13 protein-coding genes and 2 pseudogenes are annotated in these 19,761 nt (G+C 61.6%); 3 read left to right on the forward strand and 12 right to left on the reverse strand.

Annotated features, from left to right (window positions below; all coding sequences use genetic code 11):
* The first annotated feature begins 79 nt into the window (after positions 1-79).
* Positions 80-781, forward strand: coding sequence for a hypothetical protein (locus HK436_RS22490; protein WP_173193340.1), 702 nt, complete (start codon positions 80-82; stop codon positions 779-781).
* A 12-nt stretch (positions 782-793) separates the two neighbouring features.
* Here the strand turns inward: HK436_RS22490 and HK436_RS22495 are convergent, their stop codons facing one another.
* From HK436_RS22495 to HK436_RS22545, 11 genes and pseudogenes are all read right to left on the reverse strand, one after another.
* Positions 794-1,630 (reverse strand): ABC transporter ATP-binding protein, encoded by an 837-nt coding sequence (locus HK436_RS22495; RefSeq protein WP_173193342.1) that lies wholly within the window; start codon positions 1,628-1,630, stop codon positions 794-796.
* A gap of 162 nt (positions 1,631-1,792) precedes the next feature.
* Positions 1,793-3,106 carry an ABC transporter substrate-binding protein gene (locus tag HK436_RS22500; protein ID WP_173193344.1) on the reverse strand — a complete coding sequence of 438 codons (1,314 nt, stop codon included), beginning with the start codon at positions 3,104-3,106 and terminating at the stop codon, positions 1,793-1,795.
* Between the two features lie 51 nt (positions 3,107-3,157).
* On the reverse strand, positions 3,158-4,234 hold the full coding sequence (locus tag HK436_RS22505) for a branched-chain amino acid ABC transporter permease (RefSeq protein ID WP_173193346.1): 1,077 nt from the start codon (positions 4,232-4,234) through the stop codon (positions 3,158-3,160).
* A 12-nt stretch (positions 4,235-4,246) separates the two neighbouring features.
* Positions 4,247-5,206: a branched-chain amino acid ABC transporter permease gene (locus HK436_RS22510; RefSeq protein ID WP_173193348.1), complete on the reverse strand. Its 960-nt coding sequence runs from the start codon at positions 5,204-5,206 to the stop codon at positions 4,247-4,249.
* Between the two features lie 28 nt (positions 5,207-5,234).
* Positions 5,235-5,378, reverse strand: coding sequence for a DUF3096 domain-containing protein (locus tag HK436_RS22515; protein WP_173193350.1), 144 nt, complete (start codon positions 5,376-5,378; stop codon positions 5,235-5,237).
* A gap of 15 nt (positions 5,379-5,393) precedes the next feature.
* Complete coding sequence (locus tag HK436_RS22520) at positions 5,394-6,221, reverse strand: ABC transporter ATP-binding protein (RefSeq protein WP_173193352.1); 828 nt, start codon at positions 6,219-6,221, stop codon at positions 5,394-5,396.
* Complete coding sequence (locus tag HK436_RS22525) at positions 6,218-8,116, reverse strand: AMP-binding protein (RefSeq protein WP_376769200.1); 1,899 nt, start codon at positions 8,114-8,116, stop codon at positions 6,218-6,220. The genes HK436_RS22520 and HK436_RS22525 overlap by 4 nt, the downstream gene beginning before the upstream one ends.
* Before the next feature lie 306 nt (positions 8,117-8,422).
* Entirely contained in the window at positions 8,423-9,097 is a 675-nt protein-coding gene (locus HK436_RS22530) for a Crp/Fnr family transcriptional regulator (protein ID WP_173193356.1), read from the reverse strand.
* Positions 9,098-9,193: 96 nt separating this feature from the next.
* On the reverse strand, positions 9,194-9,994 hold the full coding sequence (locus tag HK436_RS22535) for an N-acyl amino acid synthase FeeM domain-containing protein (RefSeq protein ID WP_312860671.1): 801 nt from the start codon (positions 9,992-9,994) through the stop codon (positions 9,194-9,196).
* A 135-nt stretch (positions 9,995-10,129) separates the two neighbouring features.
* A complete protein-coding gene (locus HK436_RS22540) occupies positions 10,130-12,451 on the reverse strand; it encodes a putative bifunctional diguanylate cyclase/phosphodiesterase (protein ID WP_194248563.1) in 2,322 nt (773 codons plus the stop codon).
* A gap of 106 nt (positions 12,452-12,557) precedes the next feature.
* Positions 12,558-16,036 (reverse strand): annotated as a pseudogene (locus HK436_RS22545) (indolepyruvate ferredoxin oxidoreductase family protein).
* A 380-nt stretch (positions 16,037-16,416) separates the two neighbouring features.
* On the opposite strand from HK436_RS22545, the gene HK436_RS22550 reads away from it, so the two are divergent.
* Both HK436_RS22550 and HK436_RS22555 read left to right on the forward strand, forming a co-directional pair.
* A complete protein-coding gene (locus HK436_RS22550; protein ID WP_173193358.1) occupies positions 16,417-16,974 on the forward strand; it encodes a TRAP transporter small permease subunit in 558 nt (185 codons plus the stop codon).
* Positions 16,974-18,365: a TRAP transporter large permease gene (locus HK436_RS22555; RefSeq protein WP_173193360.1), complete on the forward strand. Its 1,392-nt coding sequence runs from the start codon at positions 16,974-16,976 to the stop codon at positions 18,363-18,365. The genes HK436_RS22550 and HK436_RS22555 overlap by 1 nt, the downstream gene beginning before the upstream one ends.
* Before the next feature lie 141 nt (positions 18,366-18,506).
* Here HK436_RS22555 and HK436_RS33705 read toward each other — a convergent pair.
* Positions 18,507-19,666: pseudogene (locus HK436_RS33705) on the reverse strand (TRAP transporter substrate-binding protein).
* Positions 19,667-19,761: the final 95 nt, after the last annotated feature.

Raw genomic sequence — 19,761 nt, forward strand, 5'->3', positions numbered from 1 at the left:
GTTGGCAAAATGCAACAGGCGATGGAAGATTTGCCGCGCCGCACAATCGTGATTGGCATGCGGGCGCCTGCGGAGTTACGTGATTGTAACCGAAAGAAACAATCCGTTATCGCCAGCACCAATTATTCCGATGAAAATCCGTATCCATCTCGCGGCGGCAATCCTCGCATGCCTTCTGTGGCCCTCCCTCTCACTGACCGCAGACGCGGGCGATCGTCCGCTGATCTGGGAATTTTCCAAGCAGTCCGATACGTCCTATTCGGCGCGTGTGGGCAGTTCCCTACCGCATGTCCCCGAGGCCAGCGTCGGCGCCGATGTAAGGATGCGCGGCCCTGATCCGGCAGTCTTCGGCGATCCTGTATCGCTTTGGGCAGACCTTAGGCTCGCCGAACAAAGCAAGCCGCGGGTAAAACGGGCAACGCATCTAAAAGCCCGCATCGACGGGCGTTCGGGCAAGCGCAGCGTCTCGCTGGACAATAGCGTCACCCGCCGGTTGCACACGCTGGATACCGAACTCCGGCAGAATGTAAGCGTTTTTAAGGAAGCCGCCAGCAACCGCAACACGCGGCTGCGGACCAGTCAGAGCGTCAAGCTTTCTTCGCCGGCGACACGGACCGCGGTTACGGCACGCGCTTCGCGCACGGACGGCGAAAGCTGGCAAACCAGCATCGCTCTCGAACAGGAACTGCGCAAATCGATCCGGCTTGCCGCCAGTGTCGAAAATCCGGGCACACGGAACCGCGCCGGGCGCGTCAGCGCACGCTATCGTTATAGCTGGTAGCGGACGGAACGCTTAGGCGAGCCAGCGCTTGCGCCGCTTGTAGTGCTTGACGTCCTTGAACGACCGCCGGCCTTCGCCGCCGACGCCGAGATAGAACTCCTTCACGTCCTCGTTCTCGCGAAGCGCCTGAGCCTCTCCATCGAGCACGATGCGGCCGGACTCCAGAATGTATCCGTATTTCGCATAGCGAAGTGCGATGTTCGTGTTCTGCTCGGCAAGCAGGAAGGAAACGCCCTGCTCCTCGTTCAGCTTCTTCACGATCTCGAAGATTTCCTCGACGAGCTGCGGTGCCAGCCCCATCGAGGGCTCGTCGAGCAGGATCATCTTGGGGCGGCTCATGAGCGCGCGTCCGATGGCCGTCATCTGCTGCTCGCCGCCTGAGGTGTACCCCGCCTGGCTCTGGCGCCGGACCTTGAGCCGGGGGAAGTACTCGTAGACGAGATCGAGGTCCTCGCGGATCGCGGCATTGCCGTCGCGCCGCGTGAACGCGCCGGTCAGAAGGTTATCTTCGATAGACAGATGACCGAAACAATGCCGACCTTCCATCACCTGAATGCAACCCCGGCGCACCAGTTCATTGGGCGACAACGCCTGCACCTGATCGCCTTCAAAGACGATATTGCCCTTCGTCACCTCGCCACGCTCCGCTCGCAGCAGGTTGGAGATGGCTTTCAGCGTGGTGGTCTTGCCCGCACCGTTCGCACCGAGCAGCGCCGTGATGCCGCCGCGCGGAACGCTCAGCGACACACCCTTCAGCACCAGGATGACGTGATCGTAGATCACCTCGATGTTGTTGACCGCAAGGATGGTATCGGCAGGTTGCGGTTCAGAAGCGTGAGACGCGGTCATGAAAGCTCCGGCGCGGATCGTTCGCTTGCCCGTCTGGGGCAGGCAATTCCGAAGAAACCGCGCGAGGGGCGGTTCCTTCGGGGTTGATTAAGGGGTGCCGGCGCAGCCCCTCGCCTGTCTGCCGGCACCCTCTCCCCGCGGACGGGGAGAGGAAGGCTGATGCTACATCGAGCACTCTTCGTTGGTCGGCCATGGCGCGTTGGCAGCCGCATATTTCGCCGCTTCTTCCTCGACCAGCGGGTCGATGAGCGCCCGGTCGGCTGATAGCAGTTCGGAAACCTTCTCGAACTTCTCGCCGTCCCACTGAACCATCCATGCGCCGGCATTGCCGGTATGGTTGGCGCAGGTGGTCTTGAGCGGTCCCATCATGCCCTCGACACCGAGTTCGGCGAGGCGGGCGTCGTCCATGTTCAGGTTTTCAAGCCCCCAGCGGAGCTGTTCCTGATTGATGTTGGGCGTGCCGGCATGGTCCTGCGCCACGCGGACCGCTTCCGCCAGAATGACCGACATCAGCACGCCGCGCTGATAGGCCATGCTGTCGAACTCGCCGCCGGCCTGGTCGATCTGCGATTTTCCGGCATCCACGACGTGCTTCTTGATGTCCTGCATGACCGGCGCCTCGGAATCGGTGAAATTCCAGCTCAGCGCCCTATAGCCCTTGCCGTCGGCTCCAACGAGCTTGAGGTCCGGGTTGTGCGCGCCCCACCAGACGCTGACGAACTGATCCATCGGATAGCGCGTCTTGACCGCCTCGGTAACGGCGCCGGCATTCATCGCGCCCCAGCCCCACATGATGACGTAGTCGGGACGTTCGCGGCGGATCTGCAGCCACTGCGCCGACTGGTTCTGCATCTCCGTCAGGCCGACGGGAATCGGCAGGAAGGTGAAGCCGTGTTCCGCCGCCAGCTTCTCGAACAGAGGAATCGGCTCTTTGCCGTATGGATGGTCGAGGTGCAGGAACGCGATCTTCTTGCCGTTCAGATTGGCGACGTCACCATCGCCGAGCGCCGTCATGATCATCGAGGCGCCGTCCCAGTAGGACGTCGGCGCATTGAAGGCCCATTTGAAGGTCTTGCCGTCCTGCATGGCAGAGAAGCCGTAGCTCGGACCGAACATCGGGATCTTGTCGACATTCGTGCGCGGCAGCACCTGCAGCGTGATACCCGTCGACCAGGGCTGGGTGACAAGGGCACCCTCGGATTTCAGGCGTTCGTAACACTCCACGCCCTTTTCCGTATTGTAGCCGGTTTCGCACTCGTCGAACGCGATCTTGACGCCGTTGATGCCGCCATCGCGCTCGTTGAGCATGGTCATGTAGTCGAGCTGACCGTTCTGGTGCGGCGTGCCGGTCGCCGCGAACGGTCCCGTGCGGTACGACATGTTCGGCAGTTTAAGCGTATCCTGAGCCACGGCCGACAGGGAAAGTCCCGCCAGTATGGTGGCCGAAAGCAGTACGTTTGCGATCAGTTTCTTCATTCTCTCCTCCTTCGAACCCGGTTGCCCGGACTTCCTCCACTTCGAACCCGCTCAGTGCGGGAACGGCCATATGATGAGTTTTTCCCGTGCCACCGCCCATAGCCGCGCGAGACCGTGCGGCTCCAGGATCAAGAACAGGATGATGAGGGCGCCGATGATCATGATGTTAAGGTGATCGACCGTGGCCGGCGTGAGCGGCAGGCCCAAAGCCGCCGGCACGCCACTGATGATTACCGGCAATGCCACGATCAGGATCGCCCCGAGATAGTTGCCGAGGATAGAGCCAAGGCCGCCGATGATGGCGATGAACAGGACACGGAAAGACAGCGGTATGTCGAACAGGTTCGCCTCGGCCGCGCCACGCCAGAGAAAGACGAACAGCGCGCCCGCCACGCCGATGATGTAGGACGACACGAAGAACGCGAGCAGCTTCGCCTTCATCAGGTTGATGCCCACCAGTTCAGCCGCGATGTCCATGTCGCGCACGGCCTTCCATTGCCGCCCGATGCGGCCCCGCGTGAGGTTGATCGCGACGAACGTTATCAGCGTCACCGTGCACAGGACGAAGAAATACTGGTTGATGGCCGGCGCGGTCGGTCCCGCGAAGGTGAAGCCCAATATGCTGATATTGGGCACCTGAATGGCTCCGGAGGCCGAATAGTTGTAGAGCCAACCCCATTTCTGGAACAACCAGACGAGAAAGAACTGCGCGGCGAGCGTGGCAATGGCAAGGTAGAAGCCCTTGATCCGCAGTGACGGCAGGCCGAAGGCGACGCCGATCGCCGCCGAGACGAACCCCGACATCAACACCGCCGCAAGAAGGTTGAGACCGGGGAAGATCGTCATCAGCTTGTAACAGGCATAGGCGCCGACACCCATGAAGGCGCCGGTCCCCAGCGAGAGTTGCCCTGCATAGCCCGTCAGGATGTTGAGCCCCAGCGCCGCCAGCGAATAGATCAGCACCGGGATCAGCAGCGTGCGGAAAACGAACTCGCTGGCCGTCATCGGGAAGACGACGAATGCCAGCACCAGAATGAACGCGAGTAGCCACGCATCCTGCCGCACGGGGAAGAGGGCGAAATCGGCCTTGTAGCTGGTCTTGTATTGTCCGGCGACGCGATAAAGCATGACGAAATTTCCTTACACGCGCTCGATGATCTTTTCGCCGAACAGGCCCTGCGGCCGGAAAAGCAGCACGAACAGCGCGAACACGTACGCGAACCAGGTCTCGGTGTTGCCACCCAGCAGCGGCTGTCCCCAATAGATCTCGAACAGCTTTTCGAGGATGCCGATGAGCAGTCCGCCGATAATGGCACCCGAGACGGATTCCAGCCCGCCAAGCATCAGCACCGGCAGCGCCTTGTAGGCGATTACCTCCAGCGCGAAGGACACGCCGGCGCGCGCGCCCCACGCAATGCCGGTCACCAGCGCCACGACGCCTGCGATGAACCAGACCAGCACCCAGATGGTCGACAGCGAGATGCCGACCGACAGCGCGGCCTGGTGATCGTCGCCGAGCGCGCGGATCGCGCGCCCCATCTTCGACTTGTTGAGGAACATCAGCAGCGCCAGCACGAGGATCACCGCGCCGACCACCGCCGTGACATCCTTCTGCTCGATGAGCAGGAAACCACCGAACGGCTCGAACTCGAAGCTGCCGGTCGGGATCATCAGTTCCTCGGTGATCATCCGCTTGTTTTCACCACCGAAGATGATTTCGCCGAAGCCTATCAGGAACAGCGTGATGCCGATCGTCGCCATGAACAGAATGATGTCGGGCTGGTTCACCAGTGGGCGCAGCACGACGCGCTCGATGCTCATTGCCAGCACATACATGACCGCAAGCGTTATCGGCACCGCGAGCAGGGCCGGCACGCCGTTCTCGTGCAGGCCGACAAGGGTAAGTGCGGCGAACACCACCATGATGCCCTGCGCGAAGTTGAAGATGCGCGACGACTTGAAGATGAGCACGAACCCAAGCGCGATCAGCGCATAGAGGGTGCCGGAGACGGTTCCTTCCCAAAGCACCTGCAGCAGGAAATCGGGCGCGGTCGCCATATCCGCGAAGGGCTTGATCAGGATCGAGTGCAGAAATTCCATTCTCCGGCTTCCCCCTATGCGCCGCCCGTCACGGCGTCAGCTGCGGAAACAGGCCCACTAGGCCGATGATGATGAGGTAGATCGCGACGATGTAATTGAGCAGTCGCGGCACGATCAGGATGACGACGCCCGCGATCAGTGAGATCAGCGGCGTAAACGGCAGGTTTTCCATCGGGTTTCCTTTCCATCAATGGGCTACGCCGAGATAGGCATCGATGACCGACTGGTCGTTCTTCACCTCGTCTGGCGCTCCGTCGGCAATCTTCTTGCCGTAGTCCAGAACGACCACACGGTCGGAAAGGTCCATGACCACGCCCATGTCATGCTCGATCAGGGCGATCGTCGTGCCGCGCTGCTGGTTCACGTCGATGATGAACCGGCTCATGTCCTCTTTTTCCTCGAGGTTCATGCCCGCCATCGGCTCGTCGAGCAACAGCAGGGAGGGCTCCATGGCCAGCGCGCGGCCAAGTTCCACGCGCTTCTGCAATCCGTATGGCAGCTTGCCGACGGGGGTGCGACGGATGTGCTCGATCTCAAGGAAGTCGATGATCTCCTCGACCTTCTCACGATGCTCGATCTCCTCGGCCAGCGCCGGACCGTGCCACAGCATCTGCCAGCCGATGTTGCTCTTCATGTGGACGGAGCGGCCGGCCATGATGTTGTCCAGCGTCGTCATGCCCTTGAACAGCGCGACGTTCTGAAAGGTGCGTGCAATGCCCTGACGCACCGCATGGTGCGGTTTCATCGCCCGGCGCTGTTGGCCGCGGAAGGTGATGGTGCCTTCCTGCGGCGTGTAGAAGCCGTTGATGACGTTCAGCATCGACGTCTTGCCGGCACCGTTGGGTCCGATGATCGCCCGGATCTCGCCCTTCTTCACGTCGAAGGAGATGTTGGTGATCGCCTTCACGCCGCCGAAGGACAACGAGACGTTCTTGACCTCCAGCAGGGTGTCGCCCTTGGCGACGCCGTCATCGTCGGCGGCAGTGAACTGGCTTCCGGCTGCGTGGGCGTTCATTCCGCGGCCTCCCTCACGGCCCGCGGCGACGGCGACCCATGCACCCTGGCATCGGCAATCCTCACGGTCGCCCTGATCTTGCCCTTGCGGCCATCCTCATAGGTGACTTCCGTCTCCACATACTTCTCGGTCGAGCCGTCGTAGAAGGCGGCGATAAGTTCGCGGTAGCGTTCGTCGACGAAGGCCCGCCTCACCTTCTGCGTACGGGTCAGTTCGCCATCGTCGGCGTCGAGTTCCTTGTGCAGGATGAGGAAGCGCTTTATCTGCGCACCGGCCATCATCGGCTCTTTGGAAAGGCGCCGGTTGGTCTCGTCGACGTTGCGCGCGATCATCTCGTAGACCTGTGGGTGCCCCGCGAGTTCCTGATAGGACGCGTAGGCGATGTTGTTGCGCTCCGCCCAGTCGCCGACGGCCTGAAGATCGATGTTGATGAAAGCGGTCGCAAAATCGCGGTCGTTGCCGAACGCTACCGCTTCCTTGATGTTCGGGAAGAACTTCAGCATGTTCTCGATATATTTCGGTGCGAACAGCGAACCGTCGTTCAGCCGGCCTACGTCCTTGGCGCGGTCGATGATCTTGAGCTGACCGTCCTTGTCGAAGAAGCCGGCATCACCGGTCTTGATGAAGCCGTCCGGTGTCAGTACCTCCGCGGTCTTCTCATCCTCCTTGTAATAGCCGGAGAACTGACCGGGCGAGCGGAACAGCACTTCGCCGCTTTCCGAAATGCGGATGTCGACGTTTGGCGTGGCAGGCCCCACCGTGTCGGCTCGTACCTGACCGTCCTGCTGGGCCGTCACGTAGAGGAAGGCCTCGGTCTGGCCGTAGAGCTGCTTGAGGTTGATGCCGAGGGAGCGGAAGAACGAAAACAGGTCGCCGCCGATTGCTTCGCCAGCCGTATAGGCAACCCTGATGTTGGACATGCCGAGCACGTTGCGCAGCGGCGCGTAGAGCAGCACGTTGCCGAGTGCGTAGGCCAACCGGCCGGAAAGCGGCACCGGGCGCTTTTCCAGGATAGCCTCGCCGTGGTTGCGGGCAACCTCGATGAAGTGCCGGAACATCCACTTCTTGAACCGCCCTGCATCCTCCATGCGGATCGTCACGCTGGTCAAGAGACCTTCGAAGACGCGCGGCGGCGCGAAATAGAACGACGGCGCGATCTCCCGCAAGTCCTGCGGAACGGTCTGCGGGCTTTCCGGGCAGTTCATGCAGAAGCCGGCCACGTAACCTTGCGCGTAATTCAGATAGTGGTCGCCCACCCATGCCAGCGGCAGGTAGGCCAGCACACTGTCGTGCTCGGTGATCCGGTCGAAGGCGACTGTGTCGGATGCGGCTTGCACGGCGCCCGCCGCCTTGATCATCACCCCCTTGGAGCGCCCGGTTGTGCCAGACGTATAAAGCATGACGGAAACATCGTCGCCGCTGCCCTTGCGGATGCCCTCTTCCCAGCGTCGTGCGCGCTCGGGCTCGGCCGCCAATACCGCACGGCCTTTCGCCTGCACCGCGGCGAAGCTGTGCAACCCCTCGGGCGGGTAATCGAGCAGGCCGCGAGGCTCGTCGTAAATCACCTCGGACAGCGCGGGAATCTTGTCCTTGAAGGACTGGATCTTGTCGACCTGCTCCTGGTCCTGGACGACCGCGAAGCGCACGCCGGCATGGTCGAGAACGTAGGCCATCTCCTCGGCCACCGCGTCGGCATAGACCGGCACCGGCACCCCGCCCAGAGATTGAACCGCGACAAAGGTCCAGTAGAGCCGGGGGCGGTTCGCCCCCACGACCGCGACCCTGTCGCCGCGGGCGAAGCCGATCGCCTCGAGGCCGACGGCAAATGCCCGCACCTCGTCGAGCTGCTGTGCCCACGTCCAGCTCTGCCATATACCGTGATCCTTGTGGCGCATGGCAGGGCGATCGCGGAAACGGTCCGCATTGAGCAGCAGATACTTCGGAAACGTATCAAGCGAGGTCGCAGCTTGCGCCAAAACCCAATTCCTCCCGTCGGAAGCGTTCGACCGCCCCTTATGCCCGACAGGCACCTCCCGCCTGTCGGAAATCCTCTTCTTCGTCGGAAGTTTTCACGAATCGGCCCGGCAGGCAACAATGCCCTTGACAGACAGACCCTCCCATTGTCTTTTCAACTGGGCGCTCGTGTGAGCCTGCCTCCCTAAATTGTCGAAACTCGTGTTGAAGCACCGTTGCGCGCTGCTCTAGGCGTCGTAGGCCGTCAGCGCCTGGATGTTGAGCGGCGTGATCCGCCCGTGCTCGACTTTCAGAAGCCCCTCGTCCTGAAGCTCCTGCAGGCAGCGGTTGACCACCTGGCGTGAGACTCCAACCAGCAGGCCGAGTTCCTCCTGGCTGATCTCCACGGCAGGTCCTGCCTTGGGGTAAAGCACACGGTTGAAGAACCACGACAGGTTGCGCGCCACGCGCGCCTTGGGGCCGAGAATGCGGTCGTATTCGATCGTCGCGAGAAACTGTCCCATGCGCTCGTTGAGCGCGCGGACCAGATAGCGGTTGAAGCCCTTGCTGTTCTCGTAAAGCCACATGAAGGTGGCGCGCTGCACCATCAGCATGCGCGTGTCGCGGATTGCCACGACATCGTATTTGCGTGGTTCGTCCTTGAGAACCGACCCCTCGCCAAACCAGCTTCCGTCCGTCGCGCCGGCAAAGGTCATGGCCTTTCCGTCCCGGGAGATGGCGCTGATCTTCACCAGCCCGCTGACGACCCCGGTCCAGTGATCGAGCCGGTCGCCGCGATGGCAGACATAGCTGCCCTTTGCGAACTGCCGTTCGACTACCCCGCGCCGGACGCGCTCTATCTCGTCTTCCGTCAGTTCGCCGGACCATATCGCCGCGCGAACGATGTCTTCCCTTGCGTTCATATGTCCTCGAATGCGGGCAGTTCGCCTATCGCCCGTATCTGCGACGGCTTATGAACGCCCCTTCCCCGAAAGACAAGAAAAACGGACCGGAACCGGTCAGGCGGCGCGCTTCATGTATTTCGCCGTCGGCAGGATGGTCAGCGGGGCGAGTTCGCCCTTAGGCGGCCGGGCAAACAGCATTCTCTGTTCGAAAGGGGTCGACTTGAAGAACGGAAAGCGCTCGATGGTCTTCGCCATGTTCTCCGAGCATTTCGACTGGAACAGGTAAACGGGGCAGACGAGACCCGGATACGTCCGCGAAGGCATCGTTTGCTCGGAGCCGAATATGCGGCGATAGAAACCCGTATGCTCTTCCTTGATTGCAGTCAGGCAATAGTCGACATCGAAGTACGAGCAGGCCGCCACAGCCAAGCGCAGGGTCACGTAGGGCAGTGCCTTGAACGCGCGGGAAAATTCGCTGTCCGCGGCAAAGCGGCTTGGATCGATGAACGTCTCGCCCGCGGCCAGTCGCGGTCTAAGTTCATCGCCGAAGACCTGCACGCTCGGAGAAACCGGCATCTGCGGGTGGACGTGGTGGACACGGATCGTGCTCGCCAGTTCACCGTCGATGAAGATGCCGAAGCGATAGGAGTTGGCCAGATCGTCGAACTCGTCCTCGACGATGCGCGTCGATGAGCCCGTTATCATCCCGCTTGCGAGATAGGCATCGTAACGCAGGCGATAGATCGCCTCGATGTCTTCGCCGCTTTCACAGCGCCGGTATTCGATGTGCTCAAGCAGTGCGGATACGCTTCTTGAAAAGCTGGATTCTTCCGCCGACGCAACAGAGGCCGCACCCTCCGCCGCATTCGAAAGCGGTACTACTCGTGACACCATCATATCCCCGCAAATGGTCACGTTACTCGACCAAATTAACGGTACATTAACCTAGAGGTGAGTAAAGGCGAAAATCCGAACCTCCCCGTTTACCGAAAGTTAACCTTAAGAAAGGGTTAACTTCACTACCGCGTTGATTGAATGAGGAAGGTTCGCTTAGCGCCCGGAGGCGGATACGGCGTTGATTTGGCTGGCGAACGGCCAGGTGGTTGTTGACATCGTTTCGATGCCCGACGCCGTCAAGGCCGAACCGAAGAGGAAACCCTGGACGAGATCGGGCTTCACTTCCAAAGCCAGCACCTTCAGTTGATCGAAGGTCTCGACCCCTTCGATCGTGACGGCAAGACCCAGCGGACGTGACAGGTTGACCACGCCCTTGAGCAGTTCGAGCGAGCGCTGGTTGCGGGTCACGTCGATAAGGAAGGAGCGGTCGATCTTGACCTTGTCGAGCGGCAACGTGTGCAGATAGCTGAGACTTGAGTAGCCTGTACCGAAATCGTCTAGCGCGATACGCACGCCCAGCGCCTTCAGTTGTTCGATATAGGTGCCGGTCTGCGACTTGTCGTCCAGCAGCGCGGTTTCGGTGACCTCGATCTCCAGACGATGAGGCGCCAGCCCCGACTTCTCGAGCGCCTCGCGCACCTTGTCGATCACACTGCTGTTGCGGAAATCCTTGGCGGACAGGTTGACCGACACGCTGATAGGCTCGGGCCACCTGGAACACTCCAGGGTGGCCGCTTCGAGCATGAAGGTGCTGATATCGGAGACGATGCCTATCTCCTCCGCCAGCGGGATGAAAACCGCGGGCGAGATCGGGCCGATCTCGGGGTGGTCCCACCGGCACAAGGCTTCGCAGCTCGCGATCCGCATCGTTTCCATCGAAACGATTGGCTGATAGACGACCCGCAGCCCTCTGGTTTCCACGGCATGGCGCAGATCGGCCTTCATCACCTGCCGGTTGCGGAACGCCTGATCCATGGCTGCCTCGAACAGCCGCCATCCGTTCTTGCCGTTTTCCTTGGCCTTGTAGAGCGCCAGATCCGCCTTCACGATCATTGCATCCACATCGGCGTCCCTGGCCGCGGCCAGAACCGCGCCGGCACTTGTCTGGATCCGTAATGCATGACCGGCGACATCCACATCGCCGTTCAGGCTGGAAAATATCTCGTCGAGCAGTGCCGGGAACGCCTCTGGCTCCTGAACGTCGTTGAAGAAGATCATGAATTCGTCGCCACCGAAGCGGCTGACCCGGACATCGTCGCCGGCGAAGCGGTTCAGGCGCTCGGCAACCGCATAGATGAGCCCGTCGCCGACCGGATGGCCCAGCGTATCGTTGACGCTCTTGAAGTCGTCTAGATCGAACACCGCGAGCGCGACCTTCCGATCCTGGCTTCCTGCAGCGACCGCTTCGGAGACGACTTCGTGGAAATAGGCGCGGTTCGGCAGTCCGGTGAGGCTGTCGTATCGCGCCATAAAACGGATGCGCTCTTCGGCCTCGATCCGGGCGGTCACTTCGTCGAAAGTGATGACGCCGAGTTCGTCATACCCTTCCCGAGCGGAAAATTCGAAGTAGCGGCTGTCGGTCAGTCGCAGAAGCACCTTGCGATCCTTGCCCTCACGCAAGGCGCGCGTGAGCTGCGTTTCTGCATAGCGCGAATCTTTGAGGCTCAGCACGCCCGCCGCCACGCCGCGCATGAGCAGGCCGCGCAACGTTCGCCCCAGGAGCCTCTCGGGCTTACGCACGCCCATCAGGCTGGCGGCTTCCGCATTGGCCACCACGACCTTGCCTTCGGGGCTGAGCATGATCAGTCCAGACGACATCGTGTTGAGCGCCCGGTCGAAGCGCTGGGCGATTTGGTCCGCGCGCCTGTGGCCGATGACGGCGGAGAACAACACTTCCCGCACGCCCTTCGCGGTACCGGAAATGATGAAAAAGAACGGAATGATGAGCAGGCCGAGCACGGCATTGAACGGATCCGCGCGCATCAGCAGCCCGACGGCGATCGGAAGCACGAAGGTCAGCGAGAAGATCGCCACCATCCGCGGCGAGCCGTAATTGCGGCCCGCCACCGTGACCATCGACCCCATCGTGACGGCCGTGGCCGACAGTTCGGCATAGGGATCCGGATAGAGATAAATCGCGATGAAGCAGAAGCTGCCGAGCGTAAGTCCCTGGATGCTGCCCTGGATGATGTATTCGCGCTCACAGCGTTTGGCGCTTTGGTAGTCGCGGATGACAGCATCCTTGACCACGCGGCGCATGCTGAAATAGCGCCAGACACCGACCGACGCCAGCAGAAGCGCCATCCACAAAAAGATGCCGTGACCCGTCTTGAGGTAGGACATGCCCGAAACGACGGCATGACAGAACGCACCGATCAAAAGCATGTGCACGTTGTCGTACAACGAGCGCACGAACTGAACGTACACGTCTCCGGGTACCTGGTCGGGCTTCACTCGGTTTATCTCGTGTGTCATGCAGTGTTTCTTCATGACACGCGCGCATTAAGAAAGACTTATACGGCAAAGCGCTTACCCGGGGCCTGCTGCTTCAAGCATTTCGCCAAATGCCGCCGCGATCGTACTACTCTGCCGCCTTCAGCGCCTCCGCCGACGTGGGTGTCTTCAGTCTAGCGATCAACCGCTGTCGTTCACTGGCAGCCTTGTCGGCATTTGCCTGCTTCACATGACCGTAACCGCGGATGATGGCCGGCACCGATGCAAGCGCCGCAGCCGCATCGATCCGGCCCGGCGCCATTGCCTGTCTGATCGTTTCCAGATCGCCTTCATATTCGTTCAGCAGACGGCGTTCCATCCGGCGCTCGCCAGTGTATCCGAAGACATCAAGAGCGGTGCCGCGCAGGCCCTTCAGGCGGGCGAGAACGGAAAAGCCTTTCATCATCCAAGGTCCGAAGCTCGACTTCTTCGGCCTCCCATCAGCATCCTTTCGTCCGAGGATGGGCGGTGCGAGATGGAATTCGAGCCGGTCCCAGGTCTGGAACTGGCCCGCAAGCTGCCTCTGGAACGCGCCATCGGTGTAAAGCCGCGCGACTTCGTATTCGTCCTTGATCGCCATCAACTTGAACAGGTTGCGCGCAACGGCCTCGCTGACGGCGGTCGAGCCCGGCACCGCACGCTCCTCCGCCTCGCGCATGGCCTTCACCGCGCCGAGATAACGCGCTGCGTAGGCGGCGTTCTGATACTCGGTGAGGAATGCGACGCGGCGTTCGACGATCTCGTCCAGTGTCTCGGACAACTGCCGCCCGGTCGCTGCGTTCCGGGACGACGCGACCAGGCCCCTGACGAACTCCGGATCGTGCGCGGCGCGGCGTCCCCACCGGAACGCATCGATATTCATTGCCACCGCCTGGCCGTTGAGTTCAATCGCCTTCTCGACCGCCTCCGCCGAAAGCGGCAGCCCACCATGCTGATATGCAAAGCCGAGCATAAACATGTTGGCGCCGAGCGAATTGCCGAAAAGCACGGACGCGGTGTTGGTAGCGTCGAAGAAATGCGCCTTGTCTTCACCGGCAGCGGTACGGATCGCCTTCTTGACGCGTTCGGTCGGCAGGGAAAAGTCGGCGGATCGGGCAAAGTCGCCCGGCATCACTTCGGCCGTGTTGGCTACGAAGATCGTCTCGCCTTCGCGCACGGACGCCAGAACCTTTTTGGAGCCGGAAACGACCAGATCGCAGCCCAGCACGAGATCGGCCTTGCCGGCAGAAACGCGAATGGCCTGGATGTCTTCCGGCGCATTGGCGATGCGCACATGCGAAAAGACGGCACCGCCCTTCTGCGCCAGTCCCGCCATGTCGATCATGCCGCAGCCCTTGCCCTCCAGGTGCGCGGCCATGCCGAGCACCGCCCCTACGGTCACGACGCCGGTACCGCCGATACCGTCGATGATCGAAGACCACCCCTGTTTCCCGAGCATGAACAGTGCCGGCTCGGGGACACCGTCTAGCGGGTTTGCCCTTCCAGCAACGCCTTCCGCCCTACGGATCTTCGCGCCATGCACGGTCACGAAAGAGGGGCAGAACCCGTTGACGCAGGAAAAATCCTTGTTGCACGACGACTGATCGATCCGCCGCTTGCGGCCGAACTCCGTTTCCACCGGCTGCACTGAAACGCAGTTGGAAGCGACACCGCAGTCGCCGCAACCTTCACAGACAAGCTCGTTGATGATGACGCGCTTGTCCGGGTCCGGAAACGTTCCCCGCTTGCGCCGGCGCCGCTTTTCCGCAGCGCAGGTCTGGTCGTAAAGCAGCACCGAAACGCCCTTCACATCACGCAGCTCGCGCTGCACGGCGTCCAGGTCGTCGCGATGATGAATGGTTGCCCCGGCCGGAAACTGCGCGCGGCCGGCATATTTTTCCGGCTCGTCGGTGACGATGGCGATGCGCTCGACGCCTTCGGCGCGCACCTGATTGGCGACCATGTCCACCGAGAGATTGCCCTCATGCGGTTGGCCGCCTGTCATCGCGACCGCATCGTTGTAGAGTATCTTGTAGGTGACATTGGCGTTGCTGGCGACCGCGAAGCGCAGCGCCAGCGAGCCGGAATGGTTGTAGGTGCCGTCGCCCAGGTTCTGGAACATGTGCCCGCGCTTCGAGAACGGCGCCTGCCCCACCCATTGCGCGCCCTCGCCGCCCATGGCCGTGAAGCCTACGGTAGAGCGGTCCATCCAGAGCGCCATGAAATGGCAGCCGATGCCGGCTGCGGCCATCGAGCCTTCCGGCACTTTCGTCGACGAATTGTGCGGGCAACCGGAGCAGAAATAGGGCGTGCGGCTGGCCACATCCTTCGTTTCGGCCAGCATCGCCTGGAACTGCCGCAACCGGCTGACCTTGGCGGCGATCTCCTCGGAATGGCCGATCGTCTTGAGAATGCGTTCGCCGAGCGCAATGGCAATGTCGTTCGGGTCGAGCGCGCCAGCCGCCTGGAACAGGGTTGCACCGCGTTCGTCCTTCTTGCCGACGACGGTCGGGCGGTTAGACGTATCGTAGAGATTCTCGCGAACCTGCGTCTCCAGAAGCGAGCGCTTCTCCTCAACGACGACGATCGTTTCAAGGCCGCGGGCGAATTCCGCGATATGCGCGTAATCCAGCGGCCAGGGACAGGCCACCTTGAATAGGCGCACGCCAAGGCGGTTCGCCTCGGCTTCGCCGATGCCAATGTCATCGAGCGCCTGCCTGACGTCCAGATAGCTCTTGCCGATGGTGAGGATGCCGATCTTCGGGCTCTTGCCGCCCGAATAGACGATACGGTTGAGCCCGTTGGCGTGAATGAAAGCGCTTGCCGCCGCGCGCTTATAGTCGTGCAGGCGGCTCTCCTGCGCAAACTGGTCGAGCTCGTGGCGAATATTGAGCCCACCCGCTGGCATGTCGATCTCCGGCAGGATGATGTTCAGCCGGTCGAGCGATACGTCTACGGAAGCAGTCGATTCGATGTTGTCCTTGACACACTTGATCGCCGACCAGGTGCCGGCGAACCGCGACAGCGCATAGCCATAGAGGCCGTAATCGATCAGTTCCTGCACACCTGCAGGGTTGAAGATCGGAACCATGGCATCGACGAAGGCGAATTCGGTCGCATGGGCATTGGTCGACGATTCCGCCGTATGGTCGTCGCCCATCAGCGCCAGCACACCACCATGCTTCGAGGAGCCGGCGAGATTGGCATGCCGGAATACATCGCCCGTCCGGTCGACGCCCGGCCCCTTGCCGTACCAGAGGGCGAACACGCCGTCATGTTTGCCTTCGCCAAGAAGCTCGGTCTGCTGCGTGCCCCAGCACGCAGTCGCCGCCAGTTCCTCGTTCAGGCCCGGCTGGAACACGATGTCCGCGTCCTGAAGTTGACGCTTTGCCCGCCAGAGCTGCTGGTCGAGCCCGCCTAGCGGAGAACCGCGATAACCCGAGATGAAGCCTGCCGTCGAAAGACCGGCGCGCCGGTCGCGTTCGCGCTGCATCATCAGCATGCGGATTACCGCCTGGGCACCGGAAATGAAGATGCGCTCTTTGAAAGGTCGAATTTGTCGTCGAGCGCGACTTCGTGCAGCGTCATCAACGTCCTCCTGATAGGTAGCCGCCCGCGTCGCCACGCGGACTCTGGCGTGCCGTGGCTCCAGTGTTTCCGCCTGAATCGCCCCCGTCAAACGAAATCGCCTGAGCCAGGCGAAGTAGGTCCTCATTGCCCTGAACTTCACAGAAAAGCCCCGCGCCTTGCTTTCCAAGCTTTCGCCAACCTGCTAATGCGCCGTGACAAAAAGGCTGGCCCGCGCGTCCTGAGGGGATTCGCAGGGTTGTCAAAAAGAGCAAAAAACGTCTAGGGGAACGCATTTCCGGCATCGCCGCCGGACGTGCCATAAGGGAGCCTGCGATGGCACGCTGCGTGCTGCGCCACCACGACATTTTCCACGGGATCGAGGTTCGGAGTCGGAACCCATGAAAGTCCTTGCTGCCATCGTCCAGATCATCAACGCTATAAACCGAGTGGTCGGCAACGTCTTTTCGTGGCTGTCCCTTGCGATCGTGCTTGTCTGTTTCACCGTCGTCGTTCAGCGCTATGCGCTTGCCACCACGCATCTGTGGATGCAGGACCTATATGTGTGGCTCAACGGCGCGATGTTCACGGCCGTTGCCGGGTTCGCGCTGCTGCGCAACGACCATGTCCGCGTGGACATCTTCTACCGACCTGCCACCCCCGAACGCAAAGCGCTGATCGATCTCATCGGCGTGGTCTTCTTCCTCATGCCTTTCGTGTGGATCGTCTATGCGTATGGCTGGAACTTCGTCTCACGCTCCTGGCGCCTTTATGAAGGCTCCGCAAATGTAGGCGGAATGCCGGGCCTCTTCGTTCTCAAGAGCTTCATCCTGGTCTTCGCCTTCGTCATCGGGATACAGGGTCTATCCATGGCGCTTCGCTCCATTCTTGTGCTCACGCGCAACGAACACCTGCTGCCGGCAGAGTACCGCTACGAAAACCAGCAGGAGACCCATTGATGGATCCCGTCCTTCTTGGAGAGATCCTCTCCGGCCTGATGTTCTTCGGCATCATCGGCTTCCTCATGCTCGGTTTCCCGGTCGCCTTCACGCTGGCGGGCGTGTCGCTGATGTTCGGCCTGGTGGGCATGTCTTTCGGCGTCTTCGACCCGTCAAATTTCGGCGCGCTGGCCAATCGCTACCTAGGCTTTATGACCAACGAGGTGCTGGTCGCCGTTCCGCTGTTCATCTTCATGGGCGTGATGCTGGAGCGCTCGAAGATCGCGGAACAGCTCTTGCTCACCATGGGCAAGCTATTCGGCAACATGCGCGGCGGCCTAGGCATTTCGGTCATCATCGTGGGTGCGCTGCTTGCGGCGTCAACCGGCGTCGTCGGCGCAACCGTCGTCACCATGGGCCTTATCTCGCTGCCTGCCATGCTTCGCGCCGGCTACGATCCCAAGCTCGCCTGCGGCGTCATCTGCGCCTCCGGTACGCTGGGCCAGATCATCCCGCCATCCACCGTGCTCATCTTCATGGGCGACATGCTCGCCGGCATCAACGCTCAGGTGCAGATGGCCAAGGGCAATTTCGCGCCCACGCCGGTATCGGTGGGCGACCTGTTCGCAGGCGCGATTCTGCCAGGCCTGCTGCTCGTTGGCCTCTATCTGGGATGGATGATCTTCAAGGCGATTTTCTCACCAGAGTCGTGCCCGGCGACTCCCGTGCCGCCGGAGGAGAAGAAGTATCTCGCAAAGGAAGTCGTCGTTGCGCTCGTGCCGCCGCTGGCGCTCATCGCCGCGGTTCTGGGCTCCATTCTCGGCGGCATCGCAACCCCCACCGAGGCGGCATCCGTCGGCGCGGTCGGTGCGATGGTGCTGGCAGCCCTGCGGTGGCGCCTGTCGTTCCGCATCGTGCGCGAAGCGACGGTCTCGACAGCCACTATCACGTCGATGGTGTTCATCATCCTCTTCGGCGCGTCGGTGTTTTCGATCGTCTTCCGCCTCATGGGCGGCGACAATCTCGTGCACGAGTTCCTGTCGAACCTGCCCGGCGGCGTCACCGGCGCGGTGATCGTCGTGATGGCGATCATGTTCCTGCTCGGCTTCATTCTGGATACGTTCGAGATCATCTTCATCGTGATCCCGATCACCGCGCCGATCCTGCTCAACCTGGGCGTCGACCCCATCTGGCTGGGTGTGATCGTGGGCGTGAACCTGCAGACATCGTTCCTCACCCCGCCGTTCGGCTTCGCCCTGTTCTACCTGCGTGGCGTTGCTCCCAACAACGTGTCTACGGGCATGATCTATCGCGGCGTCATACCGTTCGTGCTGCTCCAGATCGTGGCGCTGGCCATCATGTTCATGGTGCCCGGCATCGCAACATGGCTGCCGAAGTGGATCTACAGCTAGGCAACCACGGCGCGGCACGGATTGCCGACAACCCATCTTCGCTGAATGGACACACAAAAAAGCCCAGGATCGCTCCCGGGCTTTTCTGTTCTCGGTTCCAAAGGAAACGAGATGGCAGGGCCATCTCGCTCGGCCGCGGCCTTAGATCTGGAAGTACTTCTCGCGAGCCTGGATGAACAGCGAGTCGGTGCCTTCCGTCTTCTGGCGCACGATGTTGAGCGCGGATACGAAGCTTTCCGCGGTCTTCTTGGTCAGTGCGTCGCTGGAGTCGAGCAGGCCCTGCATGATCTCCTTGGCCGCGTTGGCGCCGGCTTCCAGGATCTCATCCGGGAACTGGCGCACCTGCACGCCATGGTCGTTGACGAGCGTCTGGAGTGCGCGCGGATCGTTCGCGGCGAAGTCGGCGGCGACGTTGTCGTACTCGGCAGCGCAGGAACCCTTGACGATCTCCTGCAGGTCGGCCGGCAGTTCCTGGAACTTGGCCTTGTCGACGACCAGTTCGGTCGCCAGGCCCGGCTCGATGAAGCTCGGGAAGTAGTAGTTCTTCGCGATCTGATAGAAGCCGAGAGCGAGGTCGTTGTACGGGCCGACGAATTCGGCCGCGTCGAGCGTACCGGACTGCAGCGCCTGGAAGATCTCACCGGCCGCCATGTTGGTCACGGACGCGCCAAGCTTCTCCCACACCTGGCCGCCGAGGCCCGGCGTGCGGAAGCGCAGGCCCTGCACGTCGGATACGCCGGTCAGCTCGTTGCGGAACCAGCCACCAGCCTGCGTGCCGGTGTCGCCCGACAGGAAGCCCTGGACGCCGAACTGGTCATAGATTTCATCCCAGACTTCCTGACCCCCAGGTGACGCACCCACGCGGTCAGTTCGCGCGAGGTCATGCCGTAGGGAACGCCGGTGAAGAAGGACAGGCCGGTGCTCTTGTTCTGCCAGTAATAGGCAGCACCATGGCTCATTTCGGCAGAGCCTTCGATAACGGCATCGAGCGCCTGCAGCGGCGGCACCATCTCGCCGGCCGCGAAGACCTGGATGGTCAGCCGTCCGCCCGAGGCCGCGGTGATGCGGTCGGCCAGACGCTGCGCACCCACGCCGAGGCCAGGAAAATTCTTCGGCCAGGTAGTAACCATGCGCCACGTCTGGTTGCCCTGCGCAATGGCCGGCGCGGCGAGCGTGGACGCGGCGACAGCGCCGGCCCCAGCAAAGCCTGCCTTGGTAATAAAGGAACGACGATCCATGAAGTAACCTCCCACTATGGAACGGATCTTTGAAGATACGGAACTCGGAACCGGATCGCACATGATGTACGCCCTCCCCGAAGCCGGCGCGTATAAATACACGGGCAAACTGCCAAGTCCAGCAGCGCGAAACAACGGCGTTCGATTGCCTTGCGGTT

This window comes from Neoaquamicrobium sediminum, assembly GCF_013240295.1.
GTDB classification, from domain to species: Bacteria; Pseudomonadota; Alphaproteobacteria; order Rhizobiales; family Rhizobiaceae; genus Aerobium; species Aerobium sediminum.

Coding starts and splice junctions, on each gene's coding strand:
- HK436_RS22505 (WP_173193346.1), bottom strand. CDS start 4,234: ATGCTTTATCGCGTCGCCGGACAATACAAGACCAGCTACAAGGCCGAT.
- HK436_RS22530 (WP_173193356.1), bottom strand. CDS start 9,097: ATGAACGCAAGGGAAGACATCGTTCGCGCGGCGATATGGTCCGGCGAA.
- HK436_RS22550 (WP_173193358.1), top strand. CDS start 16,417: ATGAAAGTCCTTGCTGCCATCGTCCAGATCATCAACGCTATAAACCGA.
- HK436_RS22540 (WP_194248563.1), bottom strand. CDS start 12,451: ATGACACACGAGATAAACCGAGTGAAGCCCGACCAGGTACCCGGAGAC.
- HK436_RS22495 (WP_173193342.1), bottom strand. CDS start 1,630: ATGACCGCGTCTCACGCTTCTGAACCGCAACCTGCCGATACCATCCTT.
- HK436_RS22520 (WP_173193352.1), bottom strand. CDS start 6,221: ATGAACGCCCACGCAGCCGGAAGCCAGTTCACTGCCGCCGACGATGAC.
- HK436_RS22515 (WP_173193350.1), bottom strand. CDS start 5,378: ATGGAAAACCTGCCGTTTACGCCGCTGATCTCACTGATCGCGGGCGTC.
- HK436_RS22510 (WP_173193348.1), bottom strand. CDS start 5,206: ATGGAATTTCTGCACTCGATCCTGATCAAGCCCTTCGCGGATATGGCG.
- HK436_RS22500 (WP_173193344.1), bottom strand. CDS start 3,106: ATGAAGAAACTGATCGCAAACGTACTGCTTTCGGCCACCATACTGGCG.
- HK436_RS22525 (WP_376769200.1), bottom strand. CDS start 8,116: ATGCGCCACAAGGATCACGGTATATGGCAGAGCTGGACGTGGGCACAG.
- HK436_RS22555 (WP_173193360.1), top strand. CDS start 16,974: ATGGATCCCGTCCTTCTTGGAGAGATCCTCTCCGGCCTGATGTTCTTC.